The following is a 16967-nucleotide window of genomic DNA, read 5'->3' as shown; positions in this document are numbered from 1 at the left end:
TGTTTAGACGCACGGCTCGACAAAATCGCGGTGTAATGCCGCGATGACTATCTCTTCTGCCTACGCGCACCTGCTCGCGCCGCTCGACCTGGGTTTTACCACGCTGAAGAACCGCGTGATCATGGGCTCGATGCACACCGGGCTCGAAGACCGCTTCTACAACTACGGCAAGCTCGCCGCGTTCTACCGCGAACGCGCGCGCGGCGGCGTCGGCCTGATCGTCACCGGCGGCATTTCGCCCAATCGCCAGGGCTGGCTGCTGCCGTTCGGCGGCACGCTCAATTTTCTTGGTGACGTGCCGAACCACCGGCGCGTCACGCGCGCCGTGCACGAAGAGGGCGGCAAGATCGTGCTGCAGATCCTGCACGCGGGGCGCTACGGCTACCAGCCGTTCGTCGTGTCGGCGTCGAACCTGAAGTCGCCGATCTCGCGCTTCAAGCCCAAGGCCCTTTCTGAATCCGGCATCGAGTCGACGATTGCCGCCTACGTGCGCTGCGCCAGGCTCGCGCAGAAGGCCGGCTACGACGGCGTGGAAATCATGGGCAGCGAAGGCTACCTGCTCAACCAGTTCCTGTGCGCGCGCGCCAATCGCCGCACGGACGGGTGGGGCGGACCGATCGAACACCGCATGCGCCTGGCCGTCGAGATCGTGCGCCGCATCCGCGCTGCGGTCGGGCCGGACTTCATTCTGATGTACCGCCATTCGGTGCTCGACCTGGTCGACGGCGGCAACACGTGGGACGAGGTGGTGCTGGTGGCCAAGGCGCTGGAGGCTGCCGGCGTGACAATCCTGAATACCGGCTACGGCTGGCACGAGGCGCGCATTCCGACGATTGTCACGTCGGTACCGCGCGCCGCGTTCGCGCAGGTGGCGGGCCGCCTGCGGGCTGCGGTGGGCATTCCGGTGGTGGCCTCGAATCGCATCAATATGCCGCACGAGGCCGAAGCCTTGCTGGCGCGCGGCGATGCCGACCTGGTGTCAATGGCGCGGCCGTTTTTGGCCGATCCCGAATTCGTGAACAAGGCGGCGGGCGGCCGCGCCGACGAGATCAACACCTGCATCGCCTGCAACCAGGCATGCCTGGACCACACCTTCTCGAACAGGCGCGCCACGTGCCTCGTCAATCCGCGCGCCTGCTACGAGACCGAACTGGTGATCCGTCCGGCCGCGCAGCCGCGCCGCATTGCCGTGGTGGGCGCCGGCCCCGCCGGTTTGTCGGCCGCAACGGTGGCCGCCGAACGGGGGCACCGCGTGACGCTGTTCGATGGACTGGACCGCATCGGCGGCCAGTTCAATGTCGCGATGCGCGTGCCGGGCAAGGAAGAATTCGCCGAGACGATCCGTTATTTCGGACGCCGCCTGGTATTACTTGGCGTCGACGTGCGCCTGAATACGGTGGTCACGCGCGAGGCCTTGCTGGCCGAAGGCTTCGATGAGGTCGTCGTCGCCACCGGCATCCGCACCCGCAAGCCGGCCATTCCCGGCATCGACCATCCGATGGTGCTCAGTTACCTGGATGTGCTGCGCGATGGCCGCCCGGTCGGCGCACGCGTGGCGATCATCGGCGCTGGCGGCATCGGGTTCGACATGGGGGAATTCCTCGTGCACGATCCGCAGGTGCCGCTGCCAATGACGCCCGCGCACTGGATGGGCGAGTGGGGCGTCGATCCAATGGTGGCCACGGCGGGTGGTTTGACGGCACCGGTGGCGCCGCATCCGCCGCGTCAGGTCTGGCTGTTGCAGCGCAAGAGCACGCGCCCGGGTGCGGGGCTGGGCAAGACATCGGGCTGGGTGCATCGCGCAACGCTGGTGCGCAACGGCGTGACGATGCTGGCGGGTGTGCAGTACGACCGCATCGATGATGCGGGCCTGCACATCACCGTCGGTGGGCAGGCCCGCGTGCTGGCGGTGGACAACGTGGTGGTCTGCGCGGGGCAGGAGAGCCTGGCCGAGCTGATGCCGGCCGAGGCAGCTGGCAGCAGCGGGCCAGGTTTCCACAAGATCGGCGGCGCCGCGCTGGCGGCGGAGCTCGATGCCAAGCGCGCGATCCGCGAAGGATTTGTGCTGGCCGCGCGCTTGTAACCTTGGCGCTTACAGCTTGCGCACCACCACGCAGCCGATCGAGTAGCCAGCGCCGAACGAGCAGATCACGCCATTGGTGCCGGCCGCCAGATCATCCTGGTACTTGTGGAACGCGATGATCGAACCGGCTGACGACGTGTTGGCGTAGCTGTCCAGGATCACTGGTGCTTCGCCTGGTTCGGCATCGCGGCCCAGCAGCATGCGCACGATCAGCAGGTTCATGTTCAGGTTCGCCTGGTGCAGCCAGTAGCGCGCCACGTCATCGGTTGTCAAGCCGGCGGCAGTCAGGGTGTCCTTGATCGTCTCGGCCGCCATCGGGCAGACTTCCTTGAACACCTTGCGGCCCTGCTGGCGGAACAATTTGTCCGGCAGGCCGACGCCGGCTTCGTCGAAGCGGTTCATGAAGCCGAAGTTGTTGCGGATATTGTTCGAGAAGCTGGTCTTGAGGCGGCTGTCCAGGATTTCCCACTGGTGCGCGCCGGTAGCCGTGGCTTGCGCCTCGATGATGATCGCGGTGCAGGCGTCGCCAAAAATGAAGTGGCTGTCGCGGTCACGGAAATTCAGGTGGCCGCTGGTGATTTCGGGGTTCAGCACCAGCACCGCGCGGGCGCGCCCGCCGCGCACCGCATCCACCGCGGTGGCGATGCCGAACGTGGCCGACGAACAGGCCACGTTCATGTCGAAGCCGAAGCCGTCGATGCCGAGCGCTTCCTGGACTTCGACCGCCATTGCCGGGTAGGCGCGCTGCATATTGCTGCAGGCGACCAGCACCATGTCGATGTCGTGTGCCTGTTTGCCGGCGCGCTCCAGCGCTTCGCGCGCGGCAGCCACGCACATCTCGGCCTGCAGCGAAATCTGGTCGTCCGGGCGGTCGGCGATACGCGCCGTCATGTGGGCCGGGTCGAGGATGCCGCTCTTTTCCATCACGTAGCGCGACTGGATGCCGGATGCTTTTTCGATGAAGCCGCTGCTCGACGGCTCCAGCGCCGTCACCTCGCCCGCGGCGATGGCAGTCGCGTGTTCGGCGTTGTGCAGGTCGACGTAGGCGTTGAAGGCGGTCACCAGCTCGTCGTTCGAGATGGAATGCGGCGGCGTAAACAGGCCGGTGCCGCTGATGACGACAGGTATCATGTTCGGGAAACTTTCAAGGAAAATAAGGCCGCTTGGCCGCAAGATGCGCCGATTCTACACGCTCGGCGCGAGCGTGGGAATCGGCAGAAAGCCGGGTAGAAAGCCGGGCGGCAGCCAGGCTGCAGCGCCATACCTTCAGCGCCCCTGGCGCGCCAGTGTCGTGCTGCTGGCGCGGCCAGACAGCACCACCGGCTGGCCCTTCAGGTGGCGCAGCGCCTGGGCCAGCTGGAAGTCGTCGGCGCTGCCGTAATCGAGTGGTTTACGCTGGCGCGCTGCGTTCAACAGCCGCATCTGCTCTTCGATGTCATCGTCGCGCGTGGCGACTTCGGCCCCGCCGCCATTGGTCAGGTGGTGTTGCAGGTCGGCTTCGCGCATGCGCAGGGCGTTCAGACCGTCGCCGTCGGCATACTCATCGACCGGGACATCGGGCAGGATGCCGCGCGCCTGGATCGAGCGCCCGGCCGGCGTGTAGTAGCGCGCCGTGGTCAGCTTGACGGCGGCATTGCCGCCGATCGGGCGGATCGTCTGCACCGAGCCCTTGCCGAAGGTCTGGCTGCCGAGGATGGCGGCGCGCTTGTAGTCCTGCAGCGCCCCGGCGACGATTTCGGAGGCCGAGGCCGAGCCGGTATTGACCAGCACGACCATCGGCAGCTTCTTGAATGCCGGTGGCAGGCTCGCCAGCGGGTCGGCGCCGCTGCGCAGCATGTAGAACTCGGGCCGGCCGTAGAAGCGCTGGCGCGAGTCGGCCAGCTGGCCGTTGGTCGAGACGATTTCGGCGTTGTTCGGCAAGAACGCAGCGGCCACGCCGATCGCGCCCTGCAGCAGGCCGCCCGGATCGTTGCGCAGGTCGAGCACCAGGCCTTTCAGGTCGGGGTCTTCGCGGTACAGCGCCTGCAGCTTGGCGGCCATGTCGTCCACGGTCGGCTCCTGGAACTGCGCCACACGCAGCCATGCGTAACCCGGCTCGACCATTTTTGCCTTGACGCTTTTCTGGACGATCTCGCGCCGCTCGACGGTGATGGTGAGCGGCGCTGGCGCCGACTTGCGCACGACCGTCAGCGTCACGCGCGTGCCCGGTTCGCCGCGCATGCGCTTGATCGCATCGTCGATCGGCGTGCCCTGCACCGGGTGGCCGTCGATGCGGGTGATCAGGTCGCCCTCCTTGATGCCGGCGTGGTAGGCGGGCGAATCTTCCATCGGGCTGATGATTTCGATGTAGCCGTCTTCGCTGACGCTGATCTCGATGCCCAGGCCGACGAAGCGGCCTTCAGTGCCTTCGCGCAGTTCGCGAAACGCGCGGGCGTCAAGGTAGGCCGAGTGTGGATCGAGCGACGCTACCATGCCGGTGATGGCCTGCGACAGCAGGGCCTTGTCTTCGACCGGTTCGATGTAGCTGGTCTTGATGACGCCGACGACGTCGGCCAGTTCGCGCAACTCGGCCACCGGCATGCTCGATTCGAGCGACGGTTTGAAGGAGAGGGCGGAAAACTGCATCGTCAGGCCAACGCCGGCAACGATGCCCAGGCCGATCAGGCAGCCATTCTTGAAGGTGGAACCCATGTGATCCATTGTGGCAGCGCGCGCCGGTCGTGGAACCCGAGGCGCTGTGATCGGCCTGAGGTTGCGCAAGCGGAGTATAAACCGGTTCGCGCGCTGTTGTTGGTGGCCCCCTGGCCCCCACCATATCTCATAACGTTATCGAAATACGGAACATCGGATGAAATGGCCCGAATAGCGATTTGTTACATGCCGTTAGCGAGGGTAAGCAAATGTAAGAGTGGCGCCCGGTACAACAGTGCCCCCCTATAGTCGTGACTAGTTTTTCTCTCTCTCCACTCTTGAAGTGGTCTTGTCCCGCGGCTATCTTGCCGCGGGATTTTTTTTATCCATGTCACCTTGTTGTCACCTTCCAACACATGCATACGCGATATTCACCTGCCTGCGTGTATCGAAAAGTAAAAAAATCACCACGGCCAGCGCCGTTGCAAGTGCACCCGCTAGAATGTTCTTTTGCCGGCACGCAGCAGGCGCGACCGGTCAGATGTTGTTTATCCCTGCGAACACTTAGCAACCAAGGACTTACCCGTGAAGCGACTTCTCCTGAGTACCCTGACCCTGTCCCTGGCGGCAGCCTTCGCCGCACCGGCCATGGCCGCCGACGCCGCGCCTGCGGCCGGCGCAGCGCCGGCAACCGCCGCCGCACCGGCTGGCGTCATCTCCGGCATCGACACCCAGTACATCGACAACAGCGTGCGTCCGCAGGACGATTTCTTCACGCACCTGAACGGCAAGTGGCTGAAAGAGACCGAGATCCCGGGTGACCGCTCGAGCTGGGGCACCTTCATGAAGCTGCGCGAAGACACCACGCCGCAACTGCTGGCGATCATCGAGGCTGCGCAGAAGGACACCGGTGCCAAGGCAGGTACCGAAGCGAAGAAGATCGGCGACCTGTACGCCAGTTTCATGGACGATGCGCGCCGCGAAGCGCTTGGCTACAAGCCGCTGACGGGCGAACTGTCCCGTATCCGCACGCTCAAGGACAAGAAGGGCATTCCGGCGCTGGCCGCTCACCTGGGCAAGATCGGCGTGGCCAGCCCGTACGGCATCTACGTCGGCCAGGACATGCGCGAATCGACCCGCCACGCGACCTACCTCAGCCAGAGCGGTCTGGGCATGCCCGACCGCGACTACTACCTGAAGGCGGACGACGCCAAGCTGGCCGAGATCCGCGCCAAGTACCAGGTGCACGTCGAGAAGATGCTGGCGCTGGCTGGCGAAAAGAACGCTGCCGCGCAGGCCAAGGCGATCGTCGACTTCGAGACCGACCTGGCCAAGGTCCAGTGGACCAAGGTCGAGAACCGCGACCCGGTCAAGCGCTACAACAAGATGACGGTCGCCGAGCTCGCCAAGCTGGCGCCGGGCTACGACTGGAAAGGCGCACTGGCCGCCGCCGGTGTGGGCAACAAAATCGACACCATCATCGTCAACCAGCCAAGCTACTTCACGGGCTTCGATGCGCTGCTGGCCAAGACCGACCTGGCCACGCTCAAGTCGTATTTCGAATGGCAGCTGCTGCGCGAATACGCGCCGTACCTGTCGAAGGCGTTCGTTGACGAGAACTTCGCGTTCTACGGCACCGCGCTGACCGGCGTGGCCGAGCAGCGTCCGAGCTGGAAGCGTGGCGTCTCGACGGTCGAAGGCACGCTGGGCGAGGCACTGGGCAAGCTGTACGTGGCCGAGCATTTCCCGGCCGAGCGCAAGGCGCGCATGGAACAACTCGTCAAGAACCTGATCATCGCCTACGGCCAGTCGATCGACAACCTGGAGTGGATGAGCCCTGCGACCAAGAAGGAAGCGCGCGCCAAGCTGGCCAAGTTCACGCCGAAGATCGGCTATCCGGACAAGTGGCGCGATTACTCGCGCCTGACGATCAAGCGCGACGATTTGGTGGGCAATGCGATGCGTGCATCGACCTTCGCCTACAACTACAACATCGAAAAACTCGGCAAGCCGATCGACCATACCGAGTGGGGCATGACGCCGCAGACGGTCAACGCCTACTACCGCAGCACGATGAACGAAATCGTGTTCCCGGCCGCGATCCTGCAGCCGCCGTTCTTCGACATGCGCGCCGACGACGCGGTCAACTACGGCGCCATCGGCGCCGTGATCGGCCACGAAATCGGCCACGGTTTCGACGACAAGGGCAGCCAGTCCGATGGCGACGGCAATCTGCGCGACTGGTGGACGGCCGAAGACCGCGCCGCCTTCAAGGCCCGCACCGACAAGCTGGTCAAGCAGTTCAACGGCTACGCGCCGCTGCCGGGCTACAACGTGAACGGCGAACTGACACTGGGCGAGAACATTGGCGACAACGCCGGTCTGTCGATCGGCTACAAGGCCTATAAACTCTCGCTGGCCGGCAAGCCGGCGCCGGTGATCGATGGCTTGACGGGCGACCAGCGCTTCTTCATGGGCTTTGGCCAGGTGTGGCGCTCGAAGATGCGTGAAGCCCAGCAGATCAACCAGGTGAAAACCGATCCGCACTCGCCGGGCCAGTTCCGCGCCAACGGCACCGTGTCGAACATGCCCGAGTTCTACGAGGCGTTCAACGTGAAACCGGGCGACAAGATGTACCTGCCGCCTGAAGACCGCGTCATCATCTGGTAAGGTTCCATGACAAGGGGCCGGCGTCACGAGCGCCGGCCTTTTGCATTGCACTCACAAACTAACAAAGAGAGATAACATGCAACGAAAACTGATCAGTGCAGCAGCGCTGGTGTTGACCACGTCGTTCATCGCACCAATGGCGCTGGCCCAGGCCACCGCCGCCACGGCGCCGGCCGGTGCATCGTCCGGCATTGCGACGCAATACATCGAGCCGTCCGTGCGCGCGCAGGACGATTTCTTCGAACACCTCAACGGCAAGTGGCTCAAGAGCGTCGAGATCCCGGCCGACAAGTCGACCTGGGGCGCGTTCCACCAGCTGCGCGACGACACGCTGCCGCAACTGCGCGCGATCATCGAGCGCACGGCCGCCGACAAGAACGCCGCCGCCGGCAGCGAAGCGCGCAAGATCGGCGATTTCTACGCCAGCTACATGGACGAAGCGCGCCTCGAGCAGCTGGGCGCCACGCCACTCAAGGGCGAGATGAGCAAGATCGCCGCGCTCAAGAGCAAGGCCGAACTGCCGGCGCTGTTTGCCAACCTGAACCGCGCCGGCGTGACCGTGCCGTTCACGTTCTTCATCCACCAGGATGCCAAGGATTCGACCAAGTATGTCGCCGACCTGTACCAGTCAGGCCTGGGCATGCCCGACCGCGACTATTACCTGAAGCAGGACGATGCCAAGCTGGCGGACGTGCGCGCCAAGTACCAGGTGCACATCGAGAAGATGCTGGCGCTGGCTGGCAGCAAGACCGCCGCCGCTGACGCGAAAGCCATCCTCGACCTGGAAACCCGCCTGGCCAAGGTGCAGTGGACCAAGGTCGAGAACCGCGATCCGATCAAGACCTATAACAAGGTCGAGTTCAGCAAGCTGGCCGCGATGGCGCCGGGCTATGACTGGAACACGTGGCTGAAAGCCTCGGGCCTGCAGGGCAAGGCAACGTATCTGATCGTCAGCCAGCCGACCTACCTGAAAGGTTTTACCGACGTCCTGAACAGCGTGCCGCTCGCGACCTGGAAAGCGTATCTGCAATTCCAGACCGTCAACAGCTATGCGAACTACCTGTCGAAAGCCTTCGTCGACCAGCGCTTCTCGTTCAACGGCACCACGCTGGCCGGCATTCCTGAACTCGAACCACGCTGGAAACGCGGTGTCTCGACACTCGAAGGCAGCCTGGGCGATGCCGTGGGCAAGCTGTACGTGAAAGACCATTTCCCGGCTGAACGCAAGGCGCGCATGGAAGTGCTGGTCAACAACCTGCTGGCGGCCTACAAGGACTCGATCGACACGCTCGACTGGATGAGCCCGGCGACCAAGAAGGAAGCGCAAACCAAGCTGGCCAAGTTCACGCCGAAGATCGGCTACCCGAACAAGTGGAAGGAATACACGGCGCTGACCGTCAAGCGCGATGACCTGGTGGGCAACGTGATGCGCTCGCGCGACGTCGAATACAACCGCGAACTGAACAAACTGGGTAAGCCAATCGACCGCGACGAATGGGGCATGACGCCGCAAACCGTCAACGCCTACTATAACCCGGAACTGAACGAAATCGTGTTCCCGGCCGCGATCCTGCAGCCGCCGTTCTTCGATGCAAAGGCCGACGACGCGGTCAACTACGGCGGCATTGGCGCCGTGATCGGCCACGAAATCAGCCACGGCTTCGACGACCAGGGTTCGCAGTACGACGGCGACGGCAATATGCGCAACTGGTGGACCGAAGAAGACGGCAAGCGCTTCGGCGAAAAGACCAAGGCCCTGATCGCCCAGTACGCCGCATTCAGCCCGCTCGAAGGCTACAACGTGAATGGCGAATTGACCCTCGGCGAAAACATCGGCGACAACTCGGGCCTGGCGATTGCCTATAAAGCCTACAAGATCTCGCTCAAGGGCAAGCCAGCGCCCGTGATCGACGGTCTCACCGGCGACCAGCGCTTCTACATGGGTTGGGGCCAGGTGTGGCGCACCAAGATGCGCGAACCGGCGCAGATCGCGCAGATCAAGACCGACCCGCACTCGCCGGCGCAATACCGCGCCAATGGCACGCTGAAGAACCAGCCAGGTTTCTACGAAGCGTTCAAGGTCAAGGCCGGCGACAAGATGTACCTGGCGCCAAAGGATCGCGTGATCATCTGGTAAGCCTGCAGCGCAGGCCATTGCCTGCATAAAACAAGGGCCGCTTTCGCGGCCCTTGTTGTTGCTACTGCCTGTTGGCTACGCGATCAGCGCGCCTGGCTCGAATAGCTGCACGACTTGACCGTGCCTTCGATCGGATCGCCGAACACGGCATTGGTGCAGGCGGTGCGCGTCGTGAACGTCTTGGTGGCGTAGGCGCCGGGCACGCCGTAGCGCACATCACGGGTGCCGGTGAACGAGCAGGTGCCCTTTTCGGCAGCGCATGCGGTCCAGGTCACGGGCGTGGTCGGCGCCGGGGCTGGCGCGCTCGACGCGGTACCCGCATAGCTGCAGGTCTTGACCGTGCCTGCGATCGGATCACCGAACACGGCGTTCGAGCACTGGACATTGTTGGTAAACACCTTGACGACCCAGGAATTGCCCGCGCCATAACGTACTTCACGCGTGCCGCTGAAACCACACGTGGCGTTCTCGTTGGCGCAGTTGGTCCAGGTGGACGGCGTTGGCGTCGGGGCAGGCGTGGGCGCTGGCGCCGGCGCCGGTGCCGGGGTGCCGCCCGAAGTCAGCGCCGCGTAGGCGCCGATATCGCGCGCGCTTGCAGCAGCGCGGGTCTCGCCCGATGCCAAGTGCTTGTACTGTGCCACTGGCGTCAGGGACACACCAGATGCCGACACGCCCGGCGTCGAGCCGGCGTTAATCACCAGCACGTTCGCGATCGGATGCAGATCGAACAGCAGGCGATTGATGAAGCCGGGCACGAGAGAACGGAAGTTGGTCCGGTCGATGGCATTGCTCTGGTTGGTCACGGCGCCAGTACCGCCGAAGATATTGTTTTGCAGCAGAACCGGCGTGGTCACACTACCGCCGACGAGGACGAAGGTGCCGCGTCCACTGTCGTCGTTCAGGAACGTGTTGTTGACCACATACAGATCCTTGCCAGGATTGCTCGCGCCTTCACTGCCATAGGCCAGCAAGCCGGGATTATTGTGACTGGCCGGTTGGTGGATCACGTTGCCGATGACATACGAGGTACCGGCATTTGGCAGGTCGATCTCGTAGCTCGGTTTGCCGGTGCTGCTCGAGAAGCGGTTGTAATTGATCGTGTTGACGTTGGCGCGCGACTTGAGGTTATGCCCGCCATTGGCGTCGTGCGAATAGTTGTAGCGGAACGTCAGGCTGCCGACATGACCGATATAGACATTGTGGCTGTAACCGTCACCCCGGCCGTTGGAACCGAACTCGGTGTTCTCGATCACGATACTGCTGTTGGCATTGGCACCGGTCAGGATGCCGTTTTCGTTATCGTGCAAGTACGACGAACGCAGCGTGAAGTTGGTGCCTTCGATACGCAGTGCAGCGCCGTTGCGGTCCGGAACCGACGCTCCGGCCATTTCGACGTTTTCCACCGTGATGTTGCTGCCTTGGATAACCCATATGCCCTTGCCTTGGGCATTTTTGCCTTGAGCATTAATGGTTGGACGACCATTGACGCCGCGAATGGTCAGGTTGCTGGCACCGATGGCGCAAACGTCCCCATTGTAAGATTTACCGCCATCGATCTGGATGATATCGCCGGACTGCGCACGGGCAAAGGCAGCGCACGGCGCAGCATAGGTTTTTCCTGGCCCCACTGAGAGGGTGGCAGCGGATGCGCTGCCTGCAGCAGCGAGGGACATCAGGAAAATTGCTGACAGACGGCACGAGGCGGGCACGATGAATTGGGAGCGGAGGGACATGGTGGACTAATCCTGTAAAGATTCCATTAGGAATTAATTTCGACTGGAAGCTGTGCAGGATAAGGTATTTATTTGTCGCAATTTGTAAGCAATTGTTACTTTACTTTTCAATCAACATGTCACATATGATAAATATGGTGGTATGAAAGTAATGCAATTAATTGTTCAATTAATATGCGTAGAGGGTCATGTTCTGCAGGTACTCAGGCTGGGCTGGAGATAAAAACGACAGGTAAAAAAAAGCGCCGATGCCGGCGCTTTGTTGTTTTGCCGTTCCCGGCAACGGTTATTTGACCGCAGCAGTCATGTAGTCGACGGCAGCCTTGACGTCAGCATCAGGAAGCGTGGAGCCACCTTTCGGGGGCATATAACCGGCCTTTCCCTGGAACCCCTTGATGGCGTGGTCGTACAGGACCGAGGCGCCCTGACCGATACGTGCGCTCCACGCGGCCTTGTCACCAAACTTGGGCGCGCCTGCGATACCGTCGCCGTGGCAGGCGATACACGCCGTGTCGTATGCCTTTTTGCCGGTATCGGCACTGGCGACGGCTGGACCTGCAACTGGCGCCGCTGCTACCGCAGGCGCCGCTGCCGCCGTGGCGGCCGGCGCTGCAGCGACCGGTGCACCAACCGTCGCAGTGGCAGCGTCACCGGCAACCGGTGCGGCTGCAGCAGCGGGTGCGGGCGCCACCGGCTCCTTGAAGCTGGCGCCACTCTTATTGGTCATGAAGACGACGGCGCGCGCCACTTCGAGATCATCCAGGTCAGGGTTGCCGCCTTTGGCCGGCATGGCGCGGATCCCTGCGATCGCGTGCGTGACCAGCGTATCGTAACCTTGCGCCAGGCGGGCAGCCCAGGCAGCATTGTCGCCAGTCTTGGGGGACCCGGCCATGCCGCTGTCGTGGCACGCCGCGCAGGTGGCGGTGTACACGGCGCCGCCTGCCAGCAGGACACGGGGCGCATTGGCGTCGCGCAATGTGAAACCTGCATCGGAAACGGGACGGATGCGCGCGGCAATCGCCTCGGCGCTCTGGGCATTGCTGCCGGCGCCGGTGGTCGACGCATTGGTGACAAAGGTAACTAGCAGGATGATGCCAAGGACAATGACTAGGAAGAATCCCGCGACAGCAATCACGAGCTGTTTTGGCGTACGAATGAGGGATTCGTGGTCGTGCTGTGCGTCGCTCATGATTTCCTTAATTCAATTAAAAAAACCGGCCACTGGGGCGCTGCGATCTAGTGGCTTTTTTGCAAGTGCCGTCGAGCATCTTATTATAGTGTAAACCTCTATTGATGCCAGGGTTTTTCGGGCGCTGCCCATGGACGTACTCAACGAAAGACTGTATCCTTCGCTACGCTTGCCAGTGCGGCTGTAGCTCAGTGGATAGAGTATTGGCCTCCGAAGCCAAGGGTCGCTGGTTCGATTCCAGCCAGCCGCACCAATTTGGCATCTTGCCATCCCGTTTCCCGCATCTGGCGTTGTCGCACAACGCTTGCCGGCAGTCGTACTTCTTCTTGTCACTTCCCTATCAGTTCAGGTTCTGCTGTGTCTTATTGACCACTTCCTGGCTGCAAGTCTCTGTTGTTCATCAATTATTCTGAAATCTATAGCGCACGATTACAACCTTTGCGTGGTTTTATGCATCGTCAGTGCTAAAATCCCTCGACTTATTGCATGGTGGAACTAATTTTGTCTTTTGATGCAACTGTACTGACGAACTCACAGGGTTCAAACAGGCACATGTTGCAACAAGCTGACGGGTCAGCAGCCTGTCATTGAGTGGCCAGGTGTTTCCATGCTATATTGAATGTTAAAAATATGTCAAAACAATAACTTAAAAGTGATGTTGATCTTGCAAGAAACTTGTTGCGATGTCAGATCATGGAATAATTTCCCAGATTGACCTCGTCTCCATGACGCTGCCAGGGTACTGCCTCCATGCCGGTGTCCTGAAAAGCGCATGCGCGTATTTCAACGTGTAACGTTACGTGTGGTTGCCGTTGTATTGGTTGACAATTAATCGAAGAAGTTAGTAGCTGCCAACACAGGCAACGGTGGTGTAGCGGATGTACGACGCGTGCATTCGGCATCTCGGCATGCAGTAAGCGTAATCATCAATTCTGGGGAATAACATGTTTCGGATCTCTAACCACTACGTGTCGAAGATCGTTTTCGTCCTGCTATTCGTGGAAATATTGATCCTGTTGGGCGCTGCCTACGCAGGCGCAGCCATGCGTTTTCTCGACATCGGCGCGCCGCTCACGAGCGCCCAGTTCGATCACTTCCTGGCTTCGGCCGTCGCGTTTGCCGTGGCGGTCAGCTTCAGCATGAGCGCCATGGGCATGTACCAGCTCGATTTCGACGAGGGCTTGCGCCATCCGTTCTTCATGAAGCTGATGCCGGCGTTCCTGATGGGTTTCCTGATCCTGACGCTGGTGTTCTATGTGGCGCCCGACCTGTACTTCGGTCGTGGCATCCTGTTGCTGGGCTTTGGCCTGGCTGCAGCCGGCATTTTCATCGCACGCATCATCTTCTTCAAGACATCGGAACTGCGCCTGATGCAGTCGCGCATCCTGTTCCTGGGCAACGGCGCGCTGGCCAAGGAGTGCAGCGAACTGGCCGTCAACAAGAACAGCTACCACCGCTACAAGGTCGTCGGCTTCATTCCAGTGGGCAGCGACGACATGTGCGTGCCAGCCGCCGACGTGCTCAAGGTGCGCGAAGGCGACTCGCTCGTCAAGCTGGCGACCCAGTATGGCGCGCAGGAGATCGTCGTGTCGGTGCAGAACCGGCGCGGCAGCTTCCCGATCAAGGAACTTCTCGACTGCAAGCTGCAGGGCGTGAAGGTCACTGATGCCGCCACGTTCTTCGAGCGCGAAACCTGCCAGATCCGGGTCGACTCGCTGCAGCCGAGCTGGCTGGTGTTCGGCGGTGGCTTTGACCAGAGCTTCATCCGTATCTTCATGAAGCGCGGGTTTGACCTGATCTGCAGCACCCTGATCATGGCGGTCACGTTCCCGATCATGCTCGGCGCAGCGCTGGCCGTGTGGCTCGAAGACCGCAACCCGGTGTTCTATTCGCAGGAGCGGGTCGGCAAGGATGGCAAGATTTTCCGTGTCCACAAGTTCCGCAGCATGCGCGCCGATGCCGAAAAAGGTGGCACGCCACAGTGGGCGGCGCAGAACGATCCGCGCGTGACGCGTGTCGGCAACTTCATGCGCAAGACCCGGATCGACGAGCTGCCGCAAATCCTGAACGTGTTCAAGGGCGACATGTCGTTTGTGGGCCCACGGCCCGAGCGTGCCTACTTCGTCCAGCAGCTGATCGAAGTGGTTCCATATTACAATGTCCGTCATAGCATCAAGCCAGGCATTACCGGTTGGGCGCAGGTGCGTTATGGTTATGGATCGTCGGCTGAGGACGCGTTGCAGAAATTGCAGTACGACCTCTATTACGTCAAGAACAACAGCCTGTTCCTGGATGTACTCATCCTGATCAACACGCTCAAGGTCGTGCTGTTCCGTAGCGGCCGCTGATCGTCCCGGACCGGCTTGCGGTGCGTGCACCGCAGGCCGCTGGCTTTAACGTTTCTATCCCGAATTTTTCAATGGTCGTTTTCATGGATGGCATACGTTGACCACCATTGCCGTCTATAGCTATAGCGTCGCCGCCATCGGTTTCTTGCTGCTGATCGGCCTGCTGTTCACCATCTGGCGCGGCCGTACCCAGGTTGCCGCCATTGCCCTCGCATGCGGATTCACCGCGCTCTGGTCCGCCGCCCTGGCCGGGCAGGCCGCTACCGGCCACGAACTGTGGTCGGTCTGGACCGACACCCTCGAAATCCTGCGCAGCGCCGCCTGGTGCGTCGTGCTGCTGCTCTTGCTGGGCAACTCGCGCGATCCCGCCAGCCGCTGGCCGTTCAGCCTGCGCACGCCCATCTTCATCGGCGCCGTTTGCTATGGACTCCTGCTGCTGGTGACGGTATTCGTGCGTACCGACCTGATGCTCAATCTGGACGGTGGCCTGCTGCCCAATGTCACGGCGCGCGTGTGCCAGGCGGTGCTCGGCATGCTGCTGGTCGAGCAGGTCTACCGCAACAAGACGATCCAGGAGCGCTGGGCCATCAAGTTCGCCTGCCTGGGCATCGGCGCGATGTTCGCCTACGACTTCTACATGTACAGCCAGGCGATGCTGTTCCACGACATGCATCCGGATACCTGGGCCGCGCGCGGCATCGTCAATGCACTGGCCATGCCGCTGATCGGCACCGCCGTCAAGCGCAGCACGTCGCGCTCGAACGCACTGGTGCTGTCGCGCCGCGTGATGTTCCATTCGACCGCACTGTTCGGCTCGGCGATCTACCTGCTGGCGATGGGGTTTGCCGGCTACTACCTGCGCTATTTCGGTGGCAGCTGGGGCGGCGTGATGCAGGTCGCGTTCCTGTGCGGCGCCTTGCTGCTGCTGACCGGAACCCTGTTTTCGGGTACCTTCCGCGCCTGGCTCAAGGTCTTCATCAGCAAGCATTTCTACAGCTACGGCTACGACTACCGCGAGGAATGGATGCGCTTCACGCGCACCCTGTCGTCGGGCAGCACGCACATCGGCGAGCGCGCGATCGAGGCGGTCGGTGCGCTGGTGGAGAGCCCGGGGGGCGTGTTGTGGCAGCGCCGCGACGACGATGGCGGCCATTATCAGCCGGTGGCGGGGTGGCAAGCCACCAGCACCGCGACCGAGCCGGCCGACTCGAATTTCTGTCACTTCCTGGAATCCACGCAGTGGGTGATCGACCTGCGCGAATACGCGGCGCTACCCGAAAAATACGGCGACCTGGTCTTGCCGGAATGGCTCGTCGCGTTTCCGCGCGGCTGGCTGGTGGTGCCCCTGATCCTGCACGGCAAGCTGTTCGGCTTCGTGGTGCTGCAGGATGCGCGCAGCGCCGTGTCGCTGAACTGGGAAGTGTTCGACCTGCTCGAAATCGCCGGCAGCCAGGCCGCCAGTTACCTGGCGCAGCAGGATGCCGCCAACGAGCTGATGGTGGCGCGCCAGTTCGAGTCGTTCAACCGCATGTCGACCTTCGTCGTGCATGACCTGAAAAACCTGGTAGGCCAGTTGTCGCTGATGAACGCCAACGCCGAAAAGCACCGCGACAATCCCGAGTTCCAGCGCGATATGCTCGATACCGTGACACACTCGGTCGACAAGATGAAAATGATGCTGCAAAAGCTCAGTCGCAACGATGCGCCGGAACGGCCGTTGCCGCTGCGCGTCGAGAACGTGGTGCGCCAGGCGATTGCGCTCAAGAGCGCGTTCGAGCCGCATCCGGTGCTGGACGTGGTCGATGCGGGCCTTTTAGTGCTGGCCGATGGTGAACGCCTCGAGCGCGTGCTGGGCCACCTGATCCAGAACGCGATCGAAGCCACGCCGCGCAGCGGCCGTGTCAGCGTTTCGGTTGCCCGCGCGGGCGGGGAGGTTGCCGTCACCGTGGCCGATACCGGCGCCGGCATGAGCGAGGAATTCATCCGCGAGCGGCTGTTCAAGCCATTCGAATCGACCAAGCCGGCCGGCATGGGCATCGGCGTGTTCGAAAGCCGGGAATACATTCATGAATTGGGCGGGGCGCTGGCATTGACCAGCGTACCTGCGCAGGGAAGCACATTTACCGTCACGTTGCCGCTGTACCGCGAGGCTGGCGCCGGGCGCGCTGCGTGATGA

General features: G+C 62.2%; 10 protein-coding genes and 1 tRNA gene. 7 read left to right on the top strand and 4 right to left on the bottom strand.

Translation table 11 applies throughout. The features are described 5' to 3' along the window. The first annotated feature begins 43 nt into the window (after positions 1-43). Positions 44-2083 (top strand): oxidoreductase, encoded by a 2040-nt coding sequence (locus tag AC56LV_RS14090; RefSeq protein WP_499558507.1) that lies wholly within the window; start codon positions 44-46, stop codon positions 2081-2083. 9 nt (positions 2084-2092) lie between these two features. Here the strand turns inward: AC56LV_RS14090 and AC56LV_RS14085 are convergent, their stop codons facing one another. Continuing rightward, positions 2093-3214, bottom strand: a complete 1122-nt coding sequence (locus AC56LV_RS14085; RefSeq protein ID WP_499558505.1) for a beta-ketoacyl-ACP synthase III — start codon at positions 3212-3214, stop codon at positions 2093-2095. A 135-nt stretch (positions 3215-3349) separates the two neighbouring features. Beyond that, positions 3350-4774, bottom strand: a complete 1425-nt coding sequence (locus tag AC56LV_RS14080; protein WP_499558503.1) for a S41 family peptidase — start codon at positions 4772-4774, stop codon at positions 3350-3352. Positions 4775-5299: 525 nt separating this feature from the next. Between AC56LV_RS14080 and AC56LV_RS14075 the strand changes: the two genes are divergently transcribed. Next, positions 5300-7384 carry a M13 family metallopeptidase gene (locus tag AC56LV_RS14075; RefSeq protein WP_499558501.1) on the top strand — a complete coding sequence of 695 codons (2085 nt, stop codon included), beginning with the start codon at positions 5300-5302 and terminating at the stop codon, positions 7382-7384. A gap of 76 nt (positions 7385-7460) precedes the next feature. Beyond that, complete coding sequence (locus AC56LV_RS14070; RefSeq protein ID WP_499558499.1) at positions 7461-9521, top strand: M13 family metallopeptidase; 2061 nt, start codon at positions 7461-7463, stop codon at positions 9519-9521. Positions 9522-9604: 83 nt separating this feature from the next. On the opposite strand, the gene AC56LV_RS14065 is transcribed toward AC56LV_RS14070, so the two are convergent. Continuing rightward, complete coding sequence (locus AC56LV_RS14065; RefSeq protein WP_499558497.1) at positions 9605-10909, bottom strand: hypothetical protein; 1305 nt, start codon at positions 10907-10909, stop codon at positions 9605-9607. Between the two features lie 30 nt (positions 10910-10939). Between AC56LV_RS14065 and AC56LV_RS14060 the strand changes: the two genes are divergently transcribed. Further along, positions 10940-11152 (top strand): hypothetical protein, encoded by a 213-nt coding sequence (locus tag AC56LV_RS14060; protein WP_499558495.1) that lies wholly within the window; start codon positions 10940-10942, stop codon positions 11150-11152. 388 nt (positions 11153-11540) lie between these two features. Here AC56LV_RS14060 and AC56LV_RS14055 read toward each other — a convergent pair whose 3' ends face one another. After that, positions 11541-12443, bottom strand: coding sequence for a c-type cytochrome (locus AC56LV_RS14055; protein WP_499558493.1), 903 nt, complete (start codon positions 12441-12443; stop codon positions 11541-11543). A 177-nt stretch (positions 12444-12620) separates the two neighbouring features. Here AC56LV_RS14055 and AC56LV_RS14050 point away from each other — a divergent pair. From AC56LV_RS14050 to prsK, 3 genes are all read left to right on the top strand, one after another. Beyond that, positions 12621-12696, top strand: a tRNA-Arg gene (locus AC56LV_RS14050). Between the two features lie 691 nt (positions 12697-13387). Next, the gene (locus tag AC56LV_RS14045) at positions 13388-14791 is read left to right on the top strand and encodes a TIGR03013 family XrtA/PEP-CTERM system glycosyltransferase (protein WP_499558491.1); all 1404 of its coding nucleotides are present in this window, start codon (positions 13388-13390) and stop codon (positions 14789-14791) included. Positions 14792-14888: 97 nt separating this feature from the next. Next, positions 14889-16964, top strand: a complete 2076-nt coding sequence (gene prsK, locus AC56LV_RS14040; RefSeq protein WP_499558489.1) for an XrtA/PEP-CTERM system histidine kinase PrsK — start codon at positions 14889-14891, stop codon at positions 16962-16964. Positions 16965-16967: the final 3 nt, after the last annotated feature.

The sequence above is a fragment of the Telluria sp. RB2R28 genome, from assembly GCF_059685835.1.
Note: the sequence above shows the minus strand (reverse complement) of the source record. Positions and strands in the feature narration are given on the sequence as shown.

Coding starts and splice junctions, on each gene's coding strand:
- AC56LV_RS14090 (WP_499558507.1), top strand. CDS start 44: ATGACTATCTCTTCTGCCTACGCGCACCTGCTCGCGCCGCTCGACCTG.
- AC56LV_RS14085 (WP_499558505.1), bottom strand. CDS start 3,214: ATGATACCTGTCGTCATCAGCGGCACCGGCCTGTTTACGCCGCCGCAT.
- AC56LV_RS14080 (WP_499558503.1), bottom strand. CDS start 4,774: ATGGGTTCCACCTTCAAGAATGGCTGCCTGATCGGCCTGGGCATCGTT.
- AC56LV_RS14070 (WP_499558499.1), top strand. CDS start 7,461: ATGCAACGAAAACTGATCAGTGCAGCAGCGCTGGTGTTGACCACGTCG.
- AC56LV_RS14065 (WP_499558497.1), bottom strand. CDS start 10,909: ATGGCCGGAGCGTCGGTTCCGGACCGCAACGGCGCTGCACTGCGTATC.
- AC56LV_RS14055 (WP_499558493.1), bottom strand. CDS start 12,443: ATGAGCGACGCACAGCACGACCACGAATCCCTCATTCGTACGCCAAAA.
- AC56LV_RS14045 (WP_499558491.1), top strand. CDS start 13,388: ATGTTTCGGATCTCTAACCACTACGTGTCGAAGATCGTTTTCGTCCTG.